We start from the raw sequence: 16,213 nt of genomic DNA on the forward strand, positions 1-16,213 counted from the left end.
ATCCATACCAATTAAGCGCATTTGAATAAACTAGTAGGGATACTAGAATGAGAGGGTGTGAAATGAGATGCAAAAAGCGAAAGCGGCTATTTTGGAGAATCAGGTGTATTCAAATCGCGTTGCTCGATCGGAATTCGATAACAATTGGAAGACAAGCGTGTCGAGTAGTGGATATGTCGTGTATACAGCGACTAGAAATAACGCGAAGATTATTGTTTTGCTGACTACAGGGTTAAGAAAGCTGATTATTTTCGATAAGGGTGGAAAAGTCCTTGTTGGCTCTGGCGGAGTAAGTCATTATAGTAAACCGCATAAGGCGAGGGATTTGAATTGATTGGTAGATGTATGAAGACACTGTACTCACGGTGTGGATATGAGGAGTTAGTCGAAGATATTGAGTAACTCGGGTGCCGAGGCGCTGACCAGAGCGGAGTTACTCGAAAAACTCGACTAACTTGTTCGCCGGAGCAGCAAATCTAGGATGCAAGTCGAAATAATCGACTTACGCACGCACAGGAGCAGCAAATCTAGGATGTAAGTCGGAAAAATCGACTTACGCACGCACAGGAGCAGCAAATCTAGGATGTAAGTCGAAATAAATGACTTACGCACACACCAGAGCAGCAAATCTAGGATGCAAGTCGAAATAATCGACTTACACACGCAGCGGAGCAGCAAATCGAGGATGTAAGTCGAAATAATCGACTTACGCACACACCAGAGCAGCAAATCTAGGATGCAAGTCGAAATAATCGACTTACGCACGCACAGGAGCAGCAAATCTAGGATGTAAGTCGAAAAAATCGAATTACGCACGCACAGGAGCAGCAAATCTAGGATGTAAGTCGGAAAAATCGACTTACTCGCAACCTCATCTGCAATACTTCAAAAAAAGGCAATCTTCCTTTGAAGATGTAGCCTTTTTTTAATTCTCCAGTAAAGAACAATCCAAGTTAAAACATAGCAATAGCGTGCAAGAACTAAGCAACAAACGACTATAACAGCGCTTACAAAAATGCTACGCTTAATTCAGACGAAGAATAAAAAAGTTAAATGTTTATTTGAGTAAAGGAGGGAATTTGAAAGGTTACATAGCGTTTTTGAAGATATTACTAAGTCAATTTTTGCGTTTATAGAAACAGCCAATATAGGAGGAATTCAAGCATGCGAATATCAAAGCCAAGCAAGCTGCTGTTCCATTCAACACTCGCCTCTGTGTTAATCTCAGCAACCATCGGTCTAACGCCAGCAGTAGCAGCGGTTGATCCAACTTTGCCGAACTGGACAACTGCAGGTTACAAAGGCGGGCAGGCGCTGCCGACAACTGGAACGCAGATTGATCTCACAACGAAAGGCATTACAGCCAACGACGGCATTGACGACTCGAACGCGTTGCAGCAAGTCATTAATGATATTCGCAGCGGTGCGTTGACGGTTAATGGTGCGGTTGTAAGTGATGCCAACCGAGCGATTTTGAAATTTCCTGCGGGGCAAATTGACCTCAACAAGCAAATTCGCGTAGATGCCAGCTATATCACGATTCGGGGTGCTGGGAATAACCCAACGACTGGAACGAAGATCGTGTTCAAGCCGGCAGCCACATACTCCGAAGATCCGGCCAATCCTGGCGCTCCGCTCATCGATGGCAAAATGTGGCCAGGATATGCAGCCTTCCGCGTAGAAGATCGTGCCAAAGACTCTGGTGACACAACGTATGAGGGAAGCATTAACTTCCACTGGTTAACCGGGGAGAGGGTTGCATCAGCAGGCGGAGGAACCAAGGGCGCTACGCTTGTGAAAGTAGCCTCAGGCAAAGGCTCGCAATTCGCTGCTGGCGATACGATTTATGTTGGCGCCGCCAATACGGTTGCCTTTTATGATCAGATGCAAGCGCCACAAGCGTATCGTTACAATGGTCACATGCGTACGCAAATGTTCAAGGTTGTGAGTGTAAGCGGAGATAATATCACGATTGATAAGCCGCTCGAGTTTGATATTCCTTTTAGTAATAGCGGACAGCTGCCAGCAGATCCAGGCGGATCGAATTCAACGTATTACAGTAAAGTCATGAAAGTAACGGCTGTGAAAGGTGTAGGCTTTGAAGATTTTTATTTTACACAAGATATTTCTTATACACCTTATAATGGGCTCATTAATGCCAATGATTACGATGCCGTAACGAACCCAGGCGGAGTTGGACTCAAATATAAGAATGAAGCGCTGGAGTATGCGATCCATGGGATTTTGTTCAAATTTGCACAGGACGGTTGGGTGAAGGGAATCCGCACCTACATGACAGGTTCCCATCCGATCGTGACGGAATTTGCCAAAAATATGGAAATTACCAATAACATTATTTATGGAGCTTGGAATAAAGGTAAAGGCGGTCACGGTTACGTTCGTGGTTCCAAATTGTACGATTCCAAAATCACAAATAACACGATTGATCGTGTTCGTCATTTAACCTTGCAGTGGTCGGCAACTGGCAACGTGATTCAGGGCAATGCGCTGAGTGCGGACATGAACTTACATGGAGGCTGGGAGCGTCATAATTTGATTGAGCAAAATACAATCAGCATCCCTTTTGAGCATAGCTCATGGGGTGAAGGTGAAGGCGGCCAGGATATGCTGGAGGGGACCTGGTATCCAATCTGGTATGGCGCAGGCCCGCATGCTTCCAAATGGTCTGGCGGAACGGGTGAGCAGAACGTATTCTTCAATAATACGATGACGAAGCAGACGACGAAGGGTGGCGCTTACGTACCATTCGCTCCTTACAATAATACGAATACCATCTACCAAATCGGCTGGGATGGCACACAGTGGACACATCTGCAGAAGCCTACAGGGACTTTTATTAGTACATGGGGTCAAAATGAGACCGTCGATTTCTCTCAAGCTCCGAATAAGGGTGTTTATGCTTGTTTGAGTTTTACGGGCAGCTCCTTATTAGGCAGCGGTACTGCAACGAATTCATGTACCGGAGGAGCCGATACACAAGCGCCAACCGTGCCAGCGGGTATGACAGCAACGGCAGCATCCAGCTCGCAAATTAACTTGAGCTGGACGGCGTCTACGGATAATGTTGGCGTAACCGGGTACGATGTGTACCGCGGTGGCACGTTCCTGAAGACGGTAACGGGCACGTCAACAACGGACACAGGCTTAGCAGCGAGCACGGCGTACAGCTACTATGTGAGGGCAAAGGATGCAGCTGGCAACGCTTCAGCAGCGAGTAATACAGCGAGTGCGACGACGCTGGCCGCGACGGATACACAAGCGCCAACAGTGCCAGCGGGTATGACAGCAACGGCAGCATCCAGCTCGCAAATTAACTTGAGCTGGACGGCGTCTACGGATAATGTTGGCGTAACCGGATACGATGTGTACCGCGGAGGAACATTCCTGAAGACGGTAACAGGAACATCAACAACGGACACAGGCTTAGCAGCGAGCACGGCGTACAGCTACTATGTGAGGGCGAAGGATGCAGCTGGCAACGCCTCTGCAGCGAGTAATACAGCGAGCGCGACGACGCTGGCCGGCAGTTCTTCAGCTACATTGAATCCATCGGATGATTCCTATGTACATGAAAGCAATGCGACAACCAACTACGGTAACGATACCACGATGTTCCTGAAAACCTCCTCAGGCTCTAGTCGTTATATTTACTTGAAGTTTGACTTGAGCAGTATATCCAGTGTAACGAGTGCGAAGCTGCGCATTTACGGCAGTGCGTCAGCCGCAACGACAGTGACGGCATATCAAACAACGGATAGTTGGGCGGAAGGTACGATCAACTGGAATAATAAGCCAGCGATCGGCAGCGCAGCTGGAAGCATCGCGATGAATGCGACGAATGCTTACTATGAAATTGACATTACATCGTATGTGCAAGCGCAAGCTGCTGGGGATAAAGTAGTCTCCATCGAGCTGCAAGAGAGCGCAGGGAAATACACGACGCTGAATACGAGCGAAAATGCATCAAACAAGCCACAGCTGGTTATTCAATAAACAGCTACTGTACGAAAACCAGCAACCTTTGAACTGCACCCCATTTGTTAGACACAACTAACAATGGAGGTGCAGTTCACAATGGGTGCTGGTTTTCGCTATGTAACTATTTTGCAAATCGTCTGATCAGGCTTCATGAATAGTATTACTTTCCGACATTTTCGCATATGATTCGTTAGGAAGTGAATATATTAAGGGTCGGGGAGTGGAAGGGGCATGTCTTTTTTTGATAAAGTGAAGCAGGGTGCATCGGAAGCGGCGAAAAAGGCGCAACAAACCGTAGAGATTACGAAATATAAAACACAGATTTCATTGAAAGAGAGAGAAATTGATAAAATTTACAAACTAATTGGGGAATCCGTTTATACTTCGTATCTTTCTGGTGACTACACACAGGTTGAAGTAAATGTGAAGGACTATTGCCAAGGCATATCTCAAATCAATACAGAGATCAGTGAGATTGAACAGAAAATTACGGAAGTTCGGAATGAGAAAGAATGCGTATGCGGTAAAGTGGTTGTCGCTGACACGAAGTTCTGTTCGTCCTGTGGACATCACTTTGTATAAGAAACAGGGATCGGGAGTAATCAAACAGTTTTCGCAGAGAATGGTTCTGTGAAAGCTGTTTTTGTTTTGTTTAAGAATTTGTTTAAGTTTCAGAATAAACCTCCACTTATGCTAAAATAGTTAGAAACAAGTAAGTAGTAAAATGGAGGCATAGAAGATGGCTGAGCTAATCCAAGATCCAGTAGTGAAAGTAGAAATGCTGATTAGAAAACCAGCTCAAGAGGTTTTTGAAGCTTTTATCAACCCAGAAATCACGTCGAAATTTTGGTTTACCCATGGCAGCGGAAGACTAGAAGCTGGAAGTCGTGTGCAATGGAACTGGGCTATGTACGGGGCAACCGCAGAGGTTGAGGTCAAAGAAATCGAGCTAAATAAGCGAATTCTTGTGGACTGGGGCACCTTAGTCGAGTGGTCGTTTATTTCACAAGCGGATAACGAAACTTTCGTGACCATCACGAACACGGGTTTTACGGGCAGCGCGGATGAAATTGTGAAGCAAGCACTTGATTCAACAGAAGGATTTACGATTGTGTTATGTGGCTTGAAAGCCTATCTCGAGCATGGGATCCGCTTGAATCTGGTAGCAGACAAGGCTCCCTACGCAAATATTCAATAGCTTAAGGAGAACATACATGAAAGTTATTACACAAACAAATCGCATGTCATTAGTTCAACTAGACTCCTCACATTGTGATTTGGTCGTGGATTTCTTTAGTCGTAATCGCGACTTTCTTGAGCCATGGGAAATGGTGAGGGATGAGTTGTTTTTTACAGCGGACTTTCAGGCAGAATTGTTGGAGTTAGAAAAGAAGCTATTCGAAGAAGGTTACCTGTTCAAAGTATGGATGCTATACGATAAACGCATTATCGGTTCCATTGCGCTCAATAATATCGTGCGTGGCGCATTCCAATCGTGTCATCTGGGCTATCGTATGGATGGCGAGCTGATCAATCGGGGATTGATGACAGAAGGACTCGAAGCAGTTATTGCATATGCGTTTGATGAGCTGCGGCTGCATCGGATTGAAGCGAATATTATGCCTCGCAATCAAGCCTCGATGAAAGTTGTTCAGAAGCTTGGCTTCTATGAGGAAGGCTTGGCGATCAAATATTTGAAAATTCATGACGTATGGGAGGACCATATTCATATGGTGCTTCGGAATTCAGGGATGGAGTAAATGAATAATCTATATCGTTGTGGAGCAGCGTTTGATAGCTGCTTCTTTTTTGTTTTTCCAAGCCACTCAGTCTGACAATCATTAGCGGTATTTTATTATGAGACGAGTACATTTACCAATTCGTGGCATAATAGAAGTAAATTTTTACTAAAAAGGGGACGTATCATGAGAACTTTGCTGTTCGTCTTAATCTTCGTATTCAGCATCGCTCTCCAAATCGGATTCAATATGATTTCATATGGAGAAAAGCTGGGAATCGCCATAAACGATTTTGTACCCGCAGCAAACAATAGGCCAGAACTTATATGCGTAATCCTCATTGGCTTCGCTGCAGCGTTGCGAGCCGATTGGAAATATAGAAAGCGATCGTGAATCAACTGATTCCTCCGGGCAAGGAGATGAACTTCGGAGTATGGAGAACCTGACCTCAAGACAGCTGTTTACAGCTTTATTTATGTTCCTTCAAGGCAGCGCCATCTTGTTAAATCTAGCTACATCCTCAGGACGGGATGCCTGGATTTCCTTACTGTTGTCTGGATGCTTGGGGGCCATCATATTTACAGTCTATCTGTATGTATTAAAACGATATCCGCAATTAGGATTGTTTGATTTGTTAATTCAAGGGTTTGGCAAGTGGATGGGGTCAATTTTTGTATTTCTGTATATTATCTACTTCGTTTATATTGCTTCACGCGATGTCAGAGACATTACGGAACTGATTTCTAACGCGGTCATGCTTGAAACGCCGAAAGAGATCATAGCAGCTTTGTTTATTCTCCTAGTGCTGTATGTAGCTGTTACAGGAGTAGTTAATATTTTTAGACTGAGTACGATTTATATTTGGGCATTTATGGTTTTATATGTTTTGGTGATCACACTGATCTTTATTACCGGACAATACGAATGGGGGCACCTCAGACCCATCTTGGGTGATGGTGTCAAGCCAGTGCTTCATACGGTGTTGTTTCAAACGATGGAGTTTCCCTTTGGGGAAACCATTGTGTTCATCGCAGTAATTGGTACCTATCTTACGAGTATGAAATCCCCCAACAAGGCCGGTATTTCTGCCACGATACTAAGTGGCGTCATCTTGGCCATTTCCTCCATCATCCAGCTCATATCATTAGGTCTTGCAACCAAACAGCGCACGAATTTCCCGATGCTCAGTGCGGCCAGAAACGTTTCCATCAGTACGTTTCTCGAGCGTGTGGATATCTTAATTGTATTTATTATGCTGCTTGCCATTACGGTGAAAGTTAGTATTTTTTTATTTGCGGCGTTAAAAGGAGTGGAAACCTTATTTAAATTTCCGATTCAACAAATGGCGCTGCCATTCGCGGTCGTCATCTACACGATGTCACTGCTGATGTCGAGAAATATAGCCGATCATTTGCAAATTGGCATCGTGGTCGTTCCGATCTTCATGCATATCCCGTTGCAGTTCGTGGTACCCGCAATTTTATTCGTGGTGCTGCTCGTAAGACAAAGGAGGATGAAAACTTCATGAATGATTCCTTACCGAAGGACGTTGAGATTCCGTTACCTCTTGAATGGCACCAAACCGAGCAAATCATAAATGCATATATAGGGAAAACCGAAGATGCTGTGGTAAATACGATTCGACTCGGCTCGAAGCAAGGGCTGCTGGTTTATTTCAGCAGTCTTGCGGCGACAGACAAGATCACCTCCGAACTCATTCAGCCAATGAACGAAACGGATTTCGAAGCCGATCAAATTCAGATCTTGGAATCCTTTCGCTTGGTTGCTGTAGGAGGCTTGCCCTATAAATACATCCAAAATGTAACTGAAATCGTGAAAGAAGCTTTGCTCGGCCATGCCGTCATCTTGGTGGAAGGAGAACCACAAGCGCTTGCCATTCAAATTGGCGGAATGGAAATTAGGCAAATCAGCGAACCGAAAACGCAGACGACTATATTTGGCCCAAAAGAGGGCTTTGTCGAGTCGTTAGACACGAATATCAGTCTCATTAGGAGAAGAATCAGAGATCCGCGCTTACAATTTCTTCCCATTCGCTTAGACACGGAAAATCACCCTAGAGTTTCAATTGCTTATTTAGAAGGCGAGGCGGACAAGGAAGCCTTAAATGAAATTTTGGGCAGATTGCAACGAATTGCGATTGACTCCACATTCGATATTAGTCAGCTCATGCTGCAGCTGCACCCTCAAAGTAAACTGCAAATTTTTCCGTTAGCGTTAAACTCTGAACGTCCTGATACCGCCGCGGCTTTTTTAATTAGAGGTAGAATTGTTCTACTAATGGACGGTTCACCTTATGCCGTCGTCGTTCCTGTGAAGCTGGTTGATTTTTTTCATTTTCCTGAAGACAGGTACATGATTTCAATTTATGCCAACTTCATTCTGGGGCTTCGTTACTTTGCTTTCTTCTTATCTGTTTTACTACCGGGGGCATTTATCGGAGTAACCAGTTACAATGCAGAAATTATGCCGATTAGTCTCGCCTTGGCGTTATCAGGACAGCGGACGGATGCTCCGTTTCCCTCCGTGTTTGAGCTCATCATGGTCGAAATTATTTTCGAGTTAATCCGTGAAGCGGCTACACGCATGCCAAGGGCCGTCGGCAGCGCGCTGACGATCGTTGGTGCTCTCGTGATTGGACAAGCGGCTGTCGAGGCTGGTGTGATTACGAACATTGTTATCATCGTCGTTGCGACTTCAGCCGTCACGAGCTACCTGGTTCCTTATGATGAAATGGTGGTTGTGGTCCGAGTGCTAAGATATGGGTTTATTATTCTTGCCGCTGCCTTTGGTATCTACGGACTCTTTATAGGAATCGCAGCTTTGGTTTGTTACGTGACCAGTCTGCGGTCGTTCCGTACCCTATATGTGGGAAAAGGAGGCTAAGCATGATGGTACGGCTAGGCGGAAAATGCCTCTTGGTTATCCTGACATGCAGTCTCCTAAGCGGCTGTTGGGACTATATCGAGCTTGGGAATGAATTGATCGTAACAGGTATGGGGATTTCTCCTGGAACCGGAGAGAATTACATCGTGGATATTGAAGCCGCGAATACCTCGGAATTTGTCCAGAATAAACGGATGAACATCTCTAAATCTTTTCTTTACGAGACAGATTTCAACACACTCGCTGATGTCAGCACGCGTATTAACCGGGGGCTGCCTAGGCATGTGGACTTTAAGCATATGCAGCTTCTCGTGATTGACGAGGCATTGCTTCAAAAAGGTGATCTTGTGTTCTTAGATTTTTTGGAGCGGTATAAGGATATTCGGAATATTATTTACATTTACGCGGCGAAAACAGGTACGGTGAAGGATATCCTAACGACCGAATTTTCAGATCTGACTATTCCGACCTATAAAATCAGAGACCAAATGGATCAGTATTCGGATGAGTGGGGAGGTATTCAACCGCTGCAAATGCAGGAATTAATCCGATTACTCACGGAAACGGGCCATCAGCCTGTCATTCCTTTATTGGAGGTGAAAAATCCCTCCGAGGATAGCAAGTCGATGGACTATGCCAAAAAACTTGATCTGAAAACCTATATTCATCTCAAGGGAACTGCTGTTTTTAAGGGGCCCAAATTAGCCGGTCATTTGAGTGTGGAAGAAACAAGAGATTATTTATTAACGCAAAAGAAATTTCGCCGCAGCTCCTTTGATATTCCATGTGGCAAAAATCAGTATTTTAATGTGTATGTGCAGCAACGAGTGAAAGAAATTAAAGTCAACTATCTTAACAAACCCGACATATCTGTTAATCTGAATTTGATTGGCAGACTGGACGAAAATCAATGCAAAGGTTTATTTTCAGGCAATACAAGAGATTTTAATTCAATTGAAAAGCTTACCGAACAAGAGATTGGGCGGAGAGTTCTCAAAACGATTAAGAAGGTGCAGCAACAATATAAAAGCGACATCTACGGATTTGGTGAAATTCTGCGGCAAACGGATTACAAGAGCTTTAAACAAGTCAAAGATCAATGGGATGAAGAGTTTGCAGAAGCGGATGTCAAGGTCAATGTAAATGTTGCACTCCAAGGCTCCGGCATCCGAATGGGCAGTTTTTTAGATCTGATCAAAACCAAATAGCAGTTTGAAACAGCAGCGGCAGACAAGACTTTATTTTCAAGTCTTGTCTGCCGCTGTTTCATAGTTGAGATCCGTCTTTTTCTGATACCGCGTTGCAACCTGCGCCAAATACGTATGAATCCAAGCATCGACGGTTTCGGAGTTCAAACAATTTTTGCGAAAGTGACTGGGTGGCGTTCCCATTTCCCTGGTGTATACCTGGGTGAAATAGTGGATGCTTTCAAATCCGGTATCTTCGGCGATTTGTTTTAACGGGATATCCGTGTAGCCTAGTAAGTAGGCGGCACGCTTAATTCTCTCCGTTTTGACGATGGAAGGGAACGATTGTCCTAACTCATCAGAGATCAGACGGGAGAGCTGTCGCTCCGATAGATGGAGGCTCTGCGCCACATCACTTAGTGCCATTTTATGAGAAAGATGGTCCTGAATATAGGCTTTGACCTTCTTCAGCGTGCCCTGTAATTCCAAATCCGTGGTAGATGAAGCGGTTTCACCCGAGCGGCAATGCTGCAGAAACAAGGCGATACAGCTCATAACAAGCGTATAGGCCAAATGCTCAACCGTTTCCTTGTAGCGATCCCCCGACTCGGAAGCTTGGATGAGAAGCGCTTGCCAAATGAGCGAGGGGGCTGTGCCCTCAGCATTCGGGATGAAGAGATGCGGATACGCGCATAGCTGGCTGAAATCCTGCATAAAAGCATCGCTAGATTCGGATGCCACCGGCTCAAGCGCAAAAAATAATAGCAGCATGCCTTCATTGCTCTGAATGGAGTGACGACTCTCGGGCTTTGAGCAATACAGGGTCCCTGGCCGGAGAGGATAGGTGACGCCATCGTGAAAGTAATGTCCTTCGCCTTCGACAACATAGCAAATTTCAAAAAAGGAATGGGTATGCGGACGATTGCCTTTATGCTGCGGCTTAGCACCCCAGTAATGTACAAAAATGGAGGCGGAGGCACCTCGCAACTGGACCAGATGTTGGTTGAGATACAGGTTGCTTCGCGAATAAACGGTAGGACTCAGCACGCAGGGGGCTCCTCTCAAGTAGACTGAAAACTATTATATCATGGATTTTTTGAAAAAAAGCGGCCAGTTTTTATAAAGACGTAAACGCCTTCATTTTTTATAATTACCTTCATAGGCAGGTAGAATTTGCAAAGGGGCTGTGCACAGTGGGGAAAGATTTGAACATTTCACTCGCAGGAATTATGGGATTTCCGGTAACGCCGTATGATAGTAATGAACAGTTGGATGAGAAAGCATTTCAAGCAAATGTCCGATTTTTAGTGGAAAATGGCTTGGATTCTGTCTTCGTTTGCGCGGGTTCAGGCGAGTTTCAATCCTTGGATATCAACGAATATGGACAATTAGTCACGATTGGTGTTGCAACTTCTGCTGGCCAAGTCCCCGTGTTTGCTGGGGCAGGCGGCAATATCAGAGAAGCAGTGCAGCGTGCCCAGCTTGCTGAAAAGCTTGGTGCAGATGGACTTTTGCTGCTGCCGCCTTACTTGATCATTCCTGAGCAGGAAGGATTATTTAACTACTATCAGACGCTTGCACAGAGCACAAGCTTACCCGTCATCATTTATCAGCGTGATAACGCGATTTTTACCTTAAGCACCTTAGAAAAGCTGACTACCTTACCTAATGTCATTGGATTTAAGGATGGGTTAGGCAATTTCGAGCTCAATATTGAATTCGTACAATCCCTCGGTTCAAGGTTACAATGGATGAATGGGATGCCACTCGCTGAATTAACGATGCCAGCCTATTCGGCTCTGGGTTACCTATCCTACTCGTCGGCAATTTCCAACTATATTCCGCAAGTCTCGAGAACTTTTTATACAAGCTTGCTTGCAGGAGATAAAGAGACGGTCAGTTCCATATATCAAGAAGTGATTTTACCAATCCACCGTATTCGTCAATTGCGCAAAGGGTATGCCGTTTCATTGATTAAAGCGGGCATGAACATTGTAGGGTTGCCGGTAGGTCTCGAAGTTCGAACACCGCTAGTTCAAGTGGAACGTGAGCATTATGTAAGGTTGGAGTCCATTATTAAACGAAGTTTAGACCTGGTCGCGATAGCCAATAACGGTTAGGAGGAAAATGTCATGATGAAGGTATCCATTCAAGTTCCCACATGTGAATTATCCGATAGCGATTTGAGACAAATGTGTCAGCTTGGGGTTGACTGTATCGATTTTACGCAGGGTGGTTCCTTCCCGGGTGTTCGCGAGCAGGGTTTTCCGGATCTGGATAAACTTTTGCAACTAAAACGCAGAGTTCGCTCCCATGGGATGGAAATTAATCGGGTAACACTTCCCGACATGTCGACTAGCTTTATGCTGGAGGAGCCAGGCTCTGAAATCCAGTTGGACAACGTCAGCAATGCGATCAAAACCTTCGGAGAAGCTGGGATCACGCTAGTTCGTCAGCGTTTTGCTGGAGATGTATTTCCCTACATGGCTGAAGAATACACAGCTGTCCACCGAGGCGGCGCGTTAGTTCGCGGGGAGTCTATGAAACGTAATCTGGACAAACAACCTCCAACGGTGGAGCAATTGAATGCATGGTGGAAGCGCTTCGATTTGGTCTTCGGTAAGTTGGTTCCACTTGCGGAAGAGTATGATATGAAATTAGCTGTGCATCCTTCCGATACGCCGTATCATAATACGCCATTCGGTGGACTGGGTTTGAATCGGGTGCTCGATAGCTTCCCTAGTAGAAATGTTGGTCTGGTCTATTGTGTCGGTACACGTGGAGAAGCTGGTGGAACGCCGCTTGTGCTTGATGAAATTTATCAGTATGGCCGGAAGGATAAAATTTTCCTTGTACATTTCCGCAATGTCCGGGCTAGTCTGGCGACAGCAGGTGCATTTGAAGAGGCAATGTTAGATGATGGCCATATGAATATGGCTAAAATCCTGCTAGAGCTACATAAGGTAGGTTTTAATGGTTGTATTAATCCCGATCACATTACCTCGCTCGAAATGGATCGCGCACCTCATCGAAGTGCAGAAAGCAAGATGAATTGGGTCGGCTGGGCTTATGCAATTGGCTACGTAAAAGCATTATTGGCCGCATTAACGGAGTTTAGAGGCGGGAGAGACTAACATGACGGAAATCAAAACGTATCTAAATTACATCAATGGTGGGTGGCAAGCAGCATCAAGTGGTGAAGTAGATGAGAGTATAAACCCAGCCAATAAGCACGAAATCGTGGGTTATGTGCAGAAATCATCCATAGCGGATTTGGACGAAGCTGTTGCCGCAGCGAAAGCAGCGAAGCTGGGGTGGCGCAAATTGGCAGGTTCAGTTCGCAGTGATTACTTAAACAAGGTTGCAGATAAGTTAGAGCGTCGACTGGATGAGATTGCCGAAATGATGACGCGTGAAATGGGGAAGACGTTCCCTGAAGCCAAAGGTGAAACCGCACGGGGCATCGCTATTCTGCGCTACTACGCAGGCGAGGGTATGCGGAAGACGGGGGATGTTATTCCGTCAACGGACAGCGCTGCTTTAATGTTCACGACACGCGTGCCATTAGGTGTTGTTGGCGTGATTACGCCGTGGAATTTCCCTGTTGCTATTCCAATTTGGAAAATAGCTCCAGCCTTAATCTTTGGAAATACCGTAGTATTCAAGCCTGCACAAGAAACCGCCGTGACAGCTGCACTGGTTATGGAATGCTTCCAAGAAGCTGGAATTCCTGCCGGCGTTGTGAATATGGTAACAGGCCAAGGCGAAGTGATTGGTCAAGCGATAGCGGATCATCCAGATATTCAGGGGATTACTTTTACAGGATCGGACCGTGTTGGCAAAGGTGTGGGCCAAAGCGCTCTCGCTAAAGGGGCGAAATATCAGCTGGAGATGGGCGGGAAAAACCCGATCATCGTTGTCAATGATGCGGATCTCGACCTCGCTGTCGAAGCAACGGTTAGCGGCGGATTGCGTTCAACGGGTCAAAAATGCACCGCTACAAGCCGTGTAATCGTACAAAGTGGCGTATACGAAGAATTCAAAACGAAGCTGCTACAACGGATTAAGGAGATCCGCGTGGGTCCAGGGATGGATGCTTCTACGTGGATGGGTCCATGCGCAAGCGAGAAGCAGTATCGTACCGTACTATCCTACATTGCCAAAGGAATAGAAGAAGGCGGCACCTTGCTTTGCGGTGGGGGAAAAGCGCAAGGACAGGGCTTAGAGGGAGGGTTTTTCATTGAGCCTACGGTATTTGAACATATTTCAAGCTCGATGACGATCGCACAGGAAGAGATTTTCGGACCTGTACTTGCTCTAATTAAAGTGGATACATTTGAGGAAGCTGTGCAAATTGCCAACGACGTCAAGTTTGGGCTGAGCGCGTCGATTTTTACGCGAGATTTCTCGCAAATGCTTTCCTTTATACACGATATCGACGCAGGCCTTGTGCGTATCAATGCCGAGAGCGCAGGCGTGGAGCTGCAGGCACCATTCGGCGGCATGAAACAGTCGAGCTCTGGCTCACGGGAGCAAGGGCAGGCGGCTATTGAATTCTACACGGATATCAAAACGGTGTTTATGAAATCTTAAAAAGAGGGCCAGTTGCTGCTGCAGCTGGCTTTTGCCTTTGCAGCAACTTGACACGGCATCTCGTTGCATCGCATAATGATAAGACACCTTTAGGTGCCCCATTATAATATGCAGAGTCAGGAGAGGTGAGTATGAACGAGAAGAATCCAGTACGAGATGTGTATGATGCAGTAGCTGATCCGACTCGGCGTAAGCTCCTTCAACTTTTAGCTGAGTCAGCGGAGTTACCTCTCCACGAGATCACGCTGCATTTTGAAATGGGGCGAACGGCGGTTTCTAAGCATTTAACTATTCTGAAAGAGGCTGGACTTGTCATCGATCGCAAGGTAGGCCGTGAAACACGCTTTCGTTTGCAGGCTGCGCCATTAAGGGAAATTCAGGACTGGGTGGCCTTCTACAGCCAATTCTGGAACGATAACGTGGCGCGGCTGCGGCTCTTGCTGCAAGCTGAGCTCGATGAGGACGAAACCAATTAATCGAGTACCAAAAACAATTTCGCAGAAATCGAAAAAAGTTTAGGTAGAAACATCTACCAACAACTAAGGAGCGAGATTTATGAATGTTGTGAACCCCCTGCCTTCCATAGCGGCGGGTTATCGTCATACCGTCGGGCTTAAATCGGACGCACGGATTTGAATGAAAGCCATGCGTTGATTTCCCACGCATGGCTTATGTTTTGTATGAATAACCAACTGGTTTACATTTCTTTCTAATGTAAATAGATTCAATTTTTTCATGAAAGTGGAATTTGCGTAGAAAAAGATGTATATTGGCAGGGATGTTCTTCATGAGGTGACAAGTAAGTGGAGGTTAGTGTTGTAATATGGTAATCATTGGTATACTCGTTATATTTGTGCTAGGAGCACTCTTTATTGGTTATAGCACTTTCTGGGTCAAATACTCACATATACAACTTGGTGATCCAGTGAAGAAGAACTTCACAGTAGTTCAGCTATCTGATCTGCATGGGCAAAGCCATTTCTTCAATGGTTCATTGAGTAAAATGGTGAACAACGTCAACCCTGACCTTGTGATGATCACAGGTGATATGGCCTCATCCATGGCGGAAATGGAGCAGGTTTTAAAGGAAATTCGTCGAATCAAATGCGCACATTTATTTTTTGTTCCAGGTAACCATGAACGTTACGGCTCAGATGAGAAGAATTACAATGAAATGATTCGGACCATTCAGGAGTCTCATATAGCTGTCTTATCCAACTGCGGATTTCCGATCCAGATGGGTGATAAGAAGTGGCTGGTCTACGGCTTTGATAACTCGATTACTGGGAAGGAACGCCTAACTTTACATGTGGATGAGTTTCACAAATATGATGCTGTCATCCTGCTTGCGCACTCCCCGAGTATTATCCATTCGGCGCAACTTAGCCAAATTCCGTATGATCTTTTGCTCGCCGGACATACGCACGGGGGCCAAGTTAGACTGATGGGACGCACGATTGGCGCCTACAAAGACTATCATATTGGACTAAAACGATTAGATGCACGTAGACACTTTTATATCCACCGAGGACTAGGCACTTCGCGGATTCCGATTCGCGTGGCTTGTTCGCCAGAGATCGCCGTTTTTAACATTGGTGTGTAGGTAAGCAGCAGGAGTAGGCCGTCGTGGCTTTTTGCGGCGGTCTTTTTGCTGTTTGGACAGATTCCATAGCCTCATTTTGGAGAAAAAAGGAAATGAATTCATGGTTAGCGAATTGGTTAACTTAGAAGCTATCTCGAAATACATGGGACAATTGGTATACGCCAACAGACGAATTATCTGAGAAGTGT

General features: G+C 45.5%; 16 protein-coding genes. 13 read left to right on the forward strand and 3 right to left on the reverse strand.

The genetic code is table 11. The annotated features are described in order from the left end of the window. The first annotated feature begins 67 nt into the window (after nucleotides 1–67). A complete protein-coding gene (locus AC58QO_RS14565) occupies nucleotides 68–334 on the forward strand; it encodes a hypothetical protein (RefSeq protein WP_497266579.1) in 267 nt (88 codons plus the stop codon). 116 nt (nucleotides 335–450) lie between these two features. On the opposite strand, the gene AC58QO_RS14570 is transcribed toward AC58QO_RS14565, so the two are convergent. Continuing rightward, nucleotides 451–816 (reverse strand): hypothetical protein, encoded by a 366-nt coding sequence (locus AC58QO_RS14570; RefSeq protein ID WP_497266581.1) that lies wholly within the window; start codon nucleotides 814–816, stop codon nucleotides 451–453. A 348-nt stretch (nucleotides 817–1,164) separates the two neighbouring features. Here AC58QO_RS14570 and AC58QO_RS14575 point away from each other — a divergent pair, with 348 nt between their 5' ends. The 4 genes from AC58QO_RS14575 (at nucleotide 1,165) to AC58QO_RS14590 (ending at nucleotide 5,759) form a co-directional block, all read left to right on the forward strand. Continuing rightward, nucleotides 1,165–4,014, forward strand: a complete 2,850-nt coding sequence (locus tag AC58QO_RS14575; protein ID WP_497266583.1) for a CBM96 family carbohydrate-binding protein — start codon at nucleotides 1,165–1,167, stop codon at nucleotides 4,012–4,014. A gap of 216 nt (nucleotides 4,015–4,230) precedes the next feature. After that, nucleotides 4,231–4,581, forward strand: coding sequence for a zinc ribbon domain-containing protein (locus tag AC58QO_RS14580; protein WP_497266585.1), 351 nt, complete (start codon nucleotides 4,231–4,233; stop codon nucleotides 4,579–4,581). Nucleotides 4,582–4,738: 157 nt separating this feature from the next. Beyond that, nucleotides 4,739–5,197, forward strand: coding sequence for an SRPBCC family protein (locus AC58QO_RS14585; RefSeq protein WP_497266587.1), 459 nt, complete (start codon nucleotides 4,739–4,741; stop codon nucleotides 5,195–5,197). A 16-nt stretch (nucleotides 5,198–5,213) separates the two neighbouring features. Beyond that, nucleotides 5,214–5,759 carry a GNAT family N-acetyltransferase gene (locus AC58QO_RS14590; protein ID WP_497266589.1) on the forward strand — a complete coding sequence of 182 codons (546 nt, stop codon included), beginning with the start codon at nucleotides 5,214–5,216 and terminating at the stop codon, nucleotides 5,757–5,759. Nucleotides 5,760–5,854: 95 nt separating this feature from the next. On the opposite strand, the gene AC58QO_RS14595 is transcribed toward AC58QO_RS14590, so the two are convergent. Next, nucleotides 5,855–6,136 carry a hypothetical protein gene (locus AC58QO_RS14595; RefSeq protein ID WP_497266591.1) on the reverse strand — a complete coding sequence of 94 codons (282 nt, stop codon included), beginning with the start codon at nucleotides 6,134–6,136 and terminating at the stop codon, nucleotides 5,855–5,857. A 35-nt stretch (nucleotides 6,137–6,171) separates the two neighbouring features. Here AC58QO_RS14595 and AC58QO_RS14600 point away from each other — a divergent pair, with 35 nt between their 5' ends. The 3 genes from AC58QO_RS14600 to AC58QO_RS14610 are packed head-to-tail and all read left to right on the forward strand — an operon-like array spanning nucleotide 6,172 to nucleotide 9,850. After that, complete coding sequence (locus tag AC58QO_RS14600; protein WP_497266593.1) at nucleotides 6,172–7,266, forward strand: GerAB/ArcD/ProY family transporter; 1,095 nt, start codon at nucleotides 6,172–6,174, stop codon at nucleotides 7,264–7,266. Continuing rightward, nucleotides 7,263–8,642, forward strand: a complete 1,380-nt coding sequence (locus AC58QO_RS14605; protein WP_497266595.1) for a spore germination protein — start codon at nucleotides 7,263–7,265, stop codon at nucleotides 8,640–8,642. Before AC58QO_RS14600 ends, AC58QO_RS14605 begins: the two co-directional genes overlap by 4 nt. Before the next feature lie 2 nt (nucleotides 8,643–8,644). Continuing rightward, nucleotides 8,645–9,850, forward strand: coding sequence for a Ger(x)C family spore germination protein (locus AC58QO_RS14610; RefSeq protein WP_497266597.1), 1,206 nt, complete (start codon nucleotides 8,645–8,647; stop codon nucleotides 9,848–9,850). Between the two features lie 36 nt (nucleotides 9,851–9,886). Here the strand turns inward: AC58QO_RS14610 and AC58QO_RS14615 are convergent, their stop codons facing one another. Then, complete coding sequence (locus tag AC58QO_RS14615; protein WP_497266599.1) at nucleotides 9,887–10,876, reverse strand: helix-turn-helix domain-containing protein; 990 nt, start codon at nucleotides 10,874–10,876, stop codon at nucleotides 9,887–9,889. A gap of 146 nt (nucleotides 10,877–11,022) precedes the next feature. Between AC58QO_RS14615 and kdgD the strand changes: the two genes are divergently transcribed. The 5 genes from kdgD (at nucleotide 11,023) to AC58QO_RS14640 (ending at nucleotide 16,025) form a co-directional block, all read left to right on the forward strand. Further along, the gene (kdgD, locus tag AC58QO_RS14620; protein WP_497266601.1) at nucleotides 11,023–11,949 is read left to right on the forward strand and encodes a 5-dehydro-4-deoxyglucarate dehydratase; all 927 of its coding nucleotides are present in this window, start codon (nucleotides 11,023–11,025) and stop codon (nucleotides 11,947–11,949) included. Between the two features lie 12 nt (nucleotides 11,950–11,961). Then, the gene (locus AC58QO_RS14625) at nucleotides 11,962–12,963 is read left to right on the forward strand and encodes a mannonate dehydratase (protein WP_497266603.1); all 1,002 of its coding nucleotides are present in this window, start codon (nucleotides 11,962–11,964) and stop codon (nucleotides 12,961–12,963) included. Between the two features lies 1 nt (nucleotide 12,964). Next, nucleotides 12,965–14,422: an alpha-ketoglutaric semialdehyde dehydrogenase GucD gene (gene gucD, locus AC58QO_RS14630; RefSeq protein ID WP_497266605.1), complete on the forward strand. Its 1,458-nt coding sequence runs from the start codon at nucleotides 12,965–12,967 to the stop codon at nucleotides 14,420–14,422. A gap of 131 nt (nucleotides 14,423–14,553) precedes the next feature. Further along, nucleotides 14,554–14,898 (forward strand): ArsR/SmtB family transcription factor, encoded by a 345-nt coding sequence (locus tag AC58QO_RS14635; protein ID WP_497266607.1) that lies wholly within the window; start codon nucleotides 14,554–14,556, stop codon nucleotides 14,896–14,898. A 347-nt stretch (nucleotides 14,899–15,245) separates the two neighbouring features. Next, nucleotides 15,246–16,025, forward strand: a complete 780-nt coding sequence (locus tag AC58QO_RS14640) for a metallophosphoesterase (protein ID WP_497266609.1) — start codon at nucleotides 15,246–15,248, stop codon at nucleotides 16,023–16,025. Nucleotides 16,026–16,213 lie beyond the last annotated feature (188 nt).

Source organism: Paenibacillus sp. J31R30, assembly GCF_059692115.1.

What these genes read in the sequence shown, in the direction of transcription:
- AC58QO_RS14565 (WP_497266579.1), top strand. Translation starts at nt 68, where the DNA reads ATGCAAAAAGCGAAAGCGGCTATTTTGGAGAATCAGGTGTATTCAAAT.
- AC58QO_RS14575 (WP_497266583.1), top strand. Translation starts at nt 1,165, where the DNA reads ATGCGAATATCAAAGCCAAGCAAGCTGCTGTTCCATTCAACACTCGCC.
- AC58QO_RS14580 (WP_497266585.1), top strand. Translation starts at nt 4,231, where the DNA reads ATGTCTTTTTTTGATAAAGTGAAGCAGGGTGCATCGGAAGCGGCGAAA.
- AC58QO_RS14585 (WP_497266587.1), top strand. Translation starts at nt 4,739, where the DNA reads ATGGCTGAGCTAATCCAAGATCCAGTAGTGAAAGTAGAAATGCTGATT.
- AC58QO_RS14590 (WP_497266589.1), top strand. Translation starts at nt 5,214, where the DNA reads ATGAAAGTTATTACACAAACAAATCGCATGTCATTAGTTCAACTAGAC.
- AC58QO_RS14600 (WP_497266593.1), top strand. Translation starts at nt 6,172, where the DNA reads ATGGAGAACCTGACCTCAAGACAGCTGTTTACAGCTTTATTTATGTTC.
- AC58QO_RS14605 (WP_497266595.1), top strand. Translation starts at nt 7,263, where the DNA reads ATGAATGATTCCTTACCGAAGGACGTTGAGATTCCGTTACCTCTTGAA.
- AC58QO_RS14610 (WP_497266597.1), top strand. Translation starts at nt 8,645, where the DNA reads ATGATGGTACGGCTAGGCGGAAAATGCCTCTTGGTTATCCTGACATGC.
- AC58QO_RS14625 (WP_497266603.1), top strand. Translation starts at nt 11,962, where the DNA reads ATGATGAAGGTATCCATTCAAGTTCCCACATGTGAATTATCCGATAGC.
- gucD (WP_497266605.1), top strand. Translation starts at nt 12,965, where the DNA reads ATGACGGAAATCAAAACGTATCTAAATTACATCAATGGTGGGTGGCAA.
- AC58QO_RS14635 (WP_497266607.1), top strand. Translation starts at nt 14,554, where the DNA reads ATGAACGAGAAGAATCCAGTACGAGATGTGTATGATGCAGTAGCTGAT.
- AC58QO_RS14640 (WP_497266609.1), top strand. Translation starts at nt 15,246, where the DNA reads ATGGTAATCATTGGTATACTCGTTATATTTGTGCTAGGAGCACTCTTT.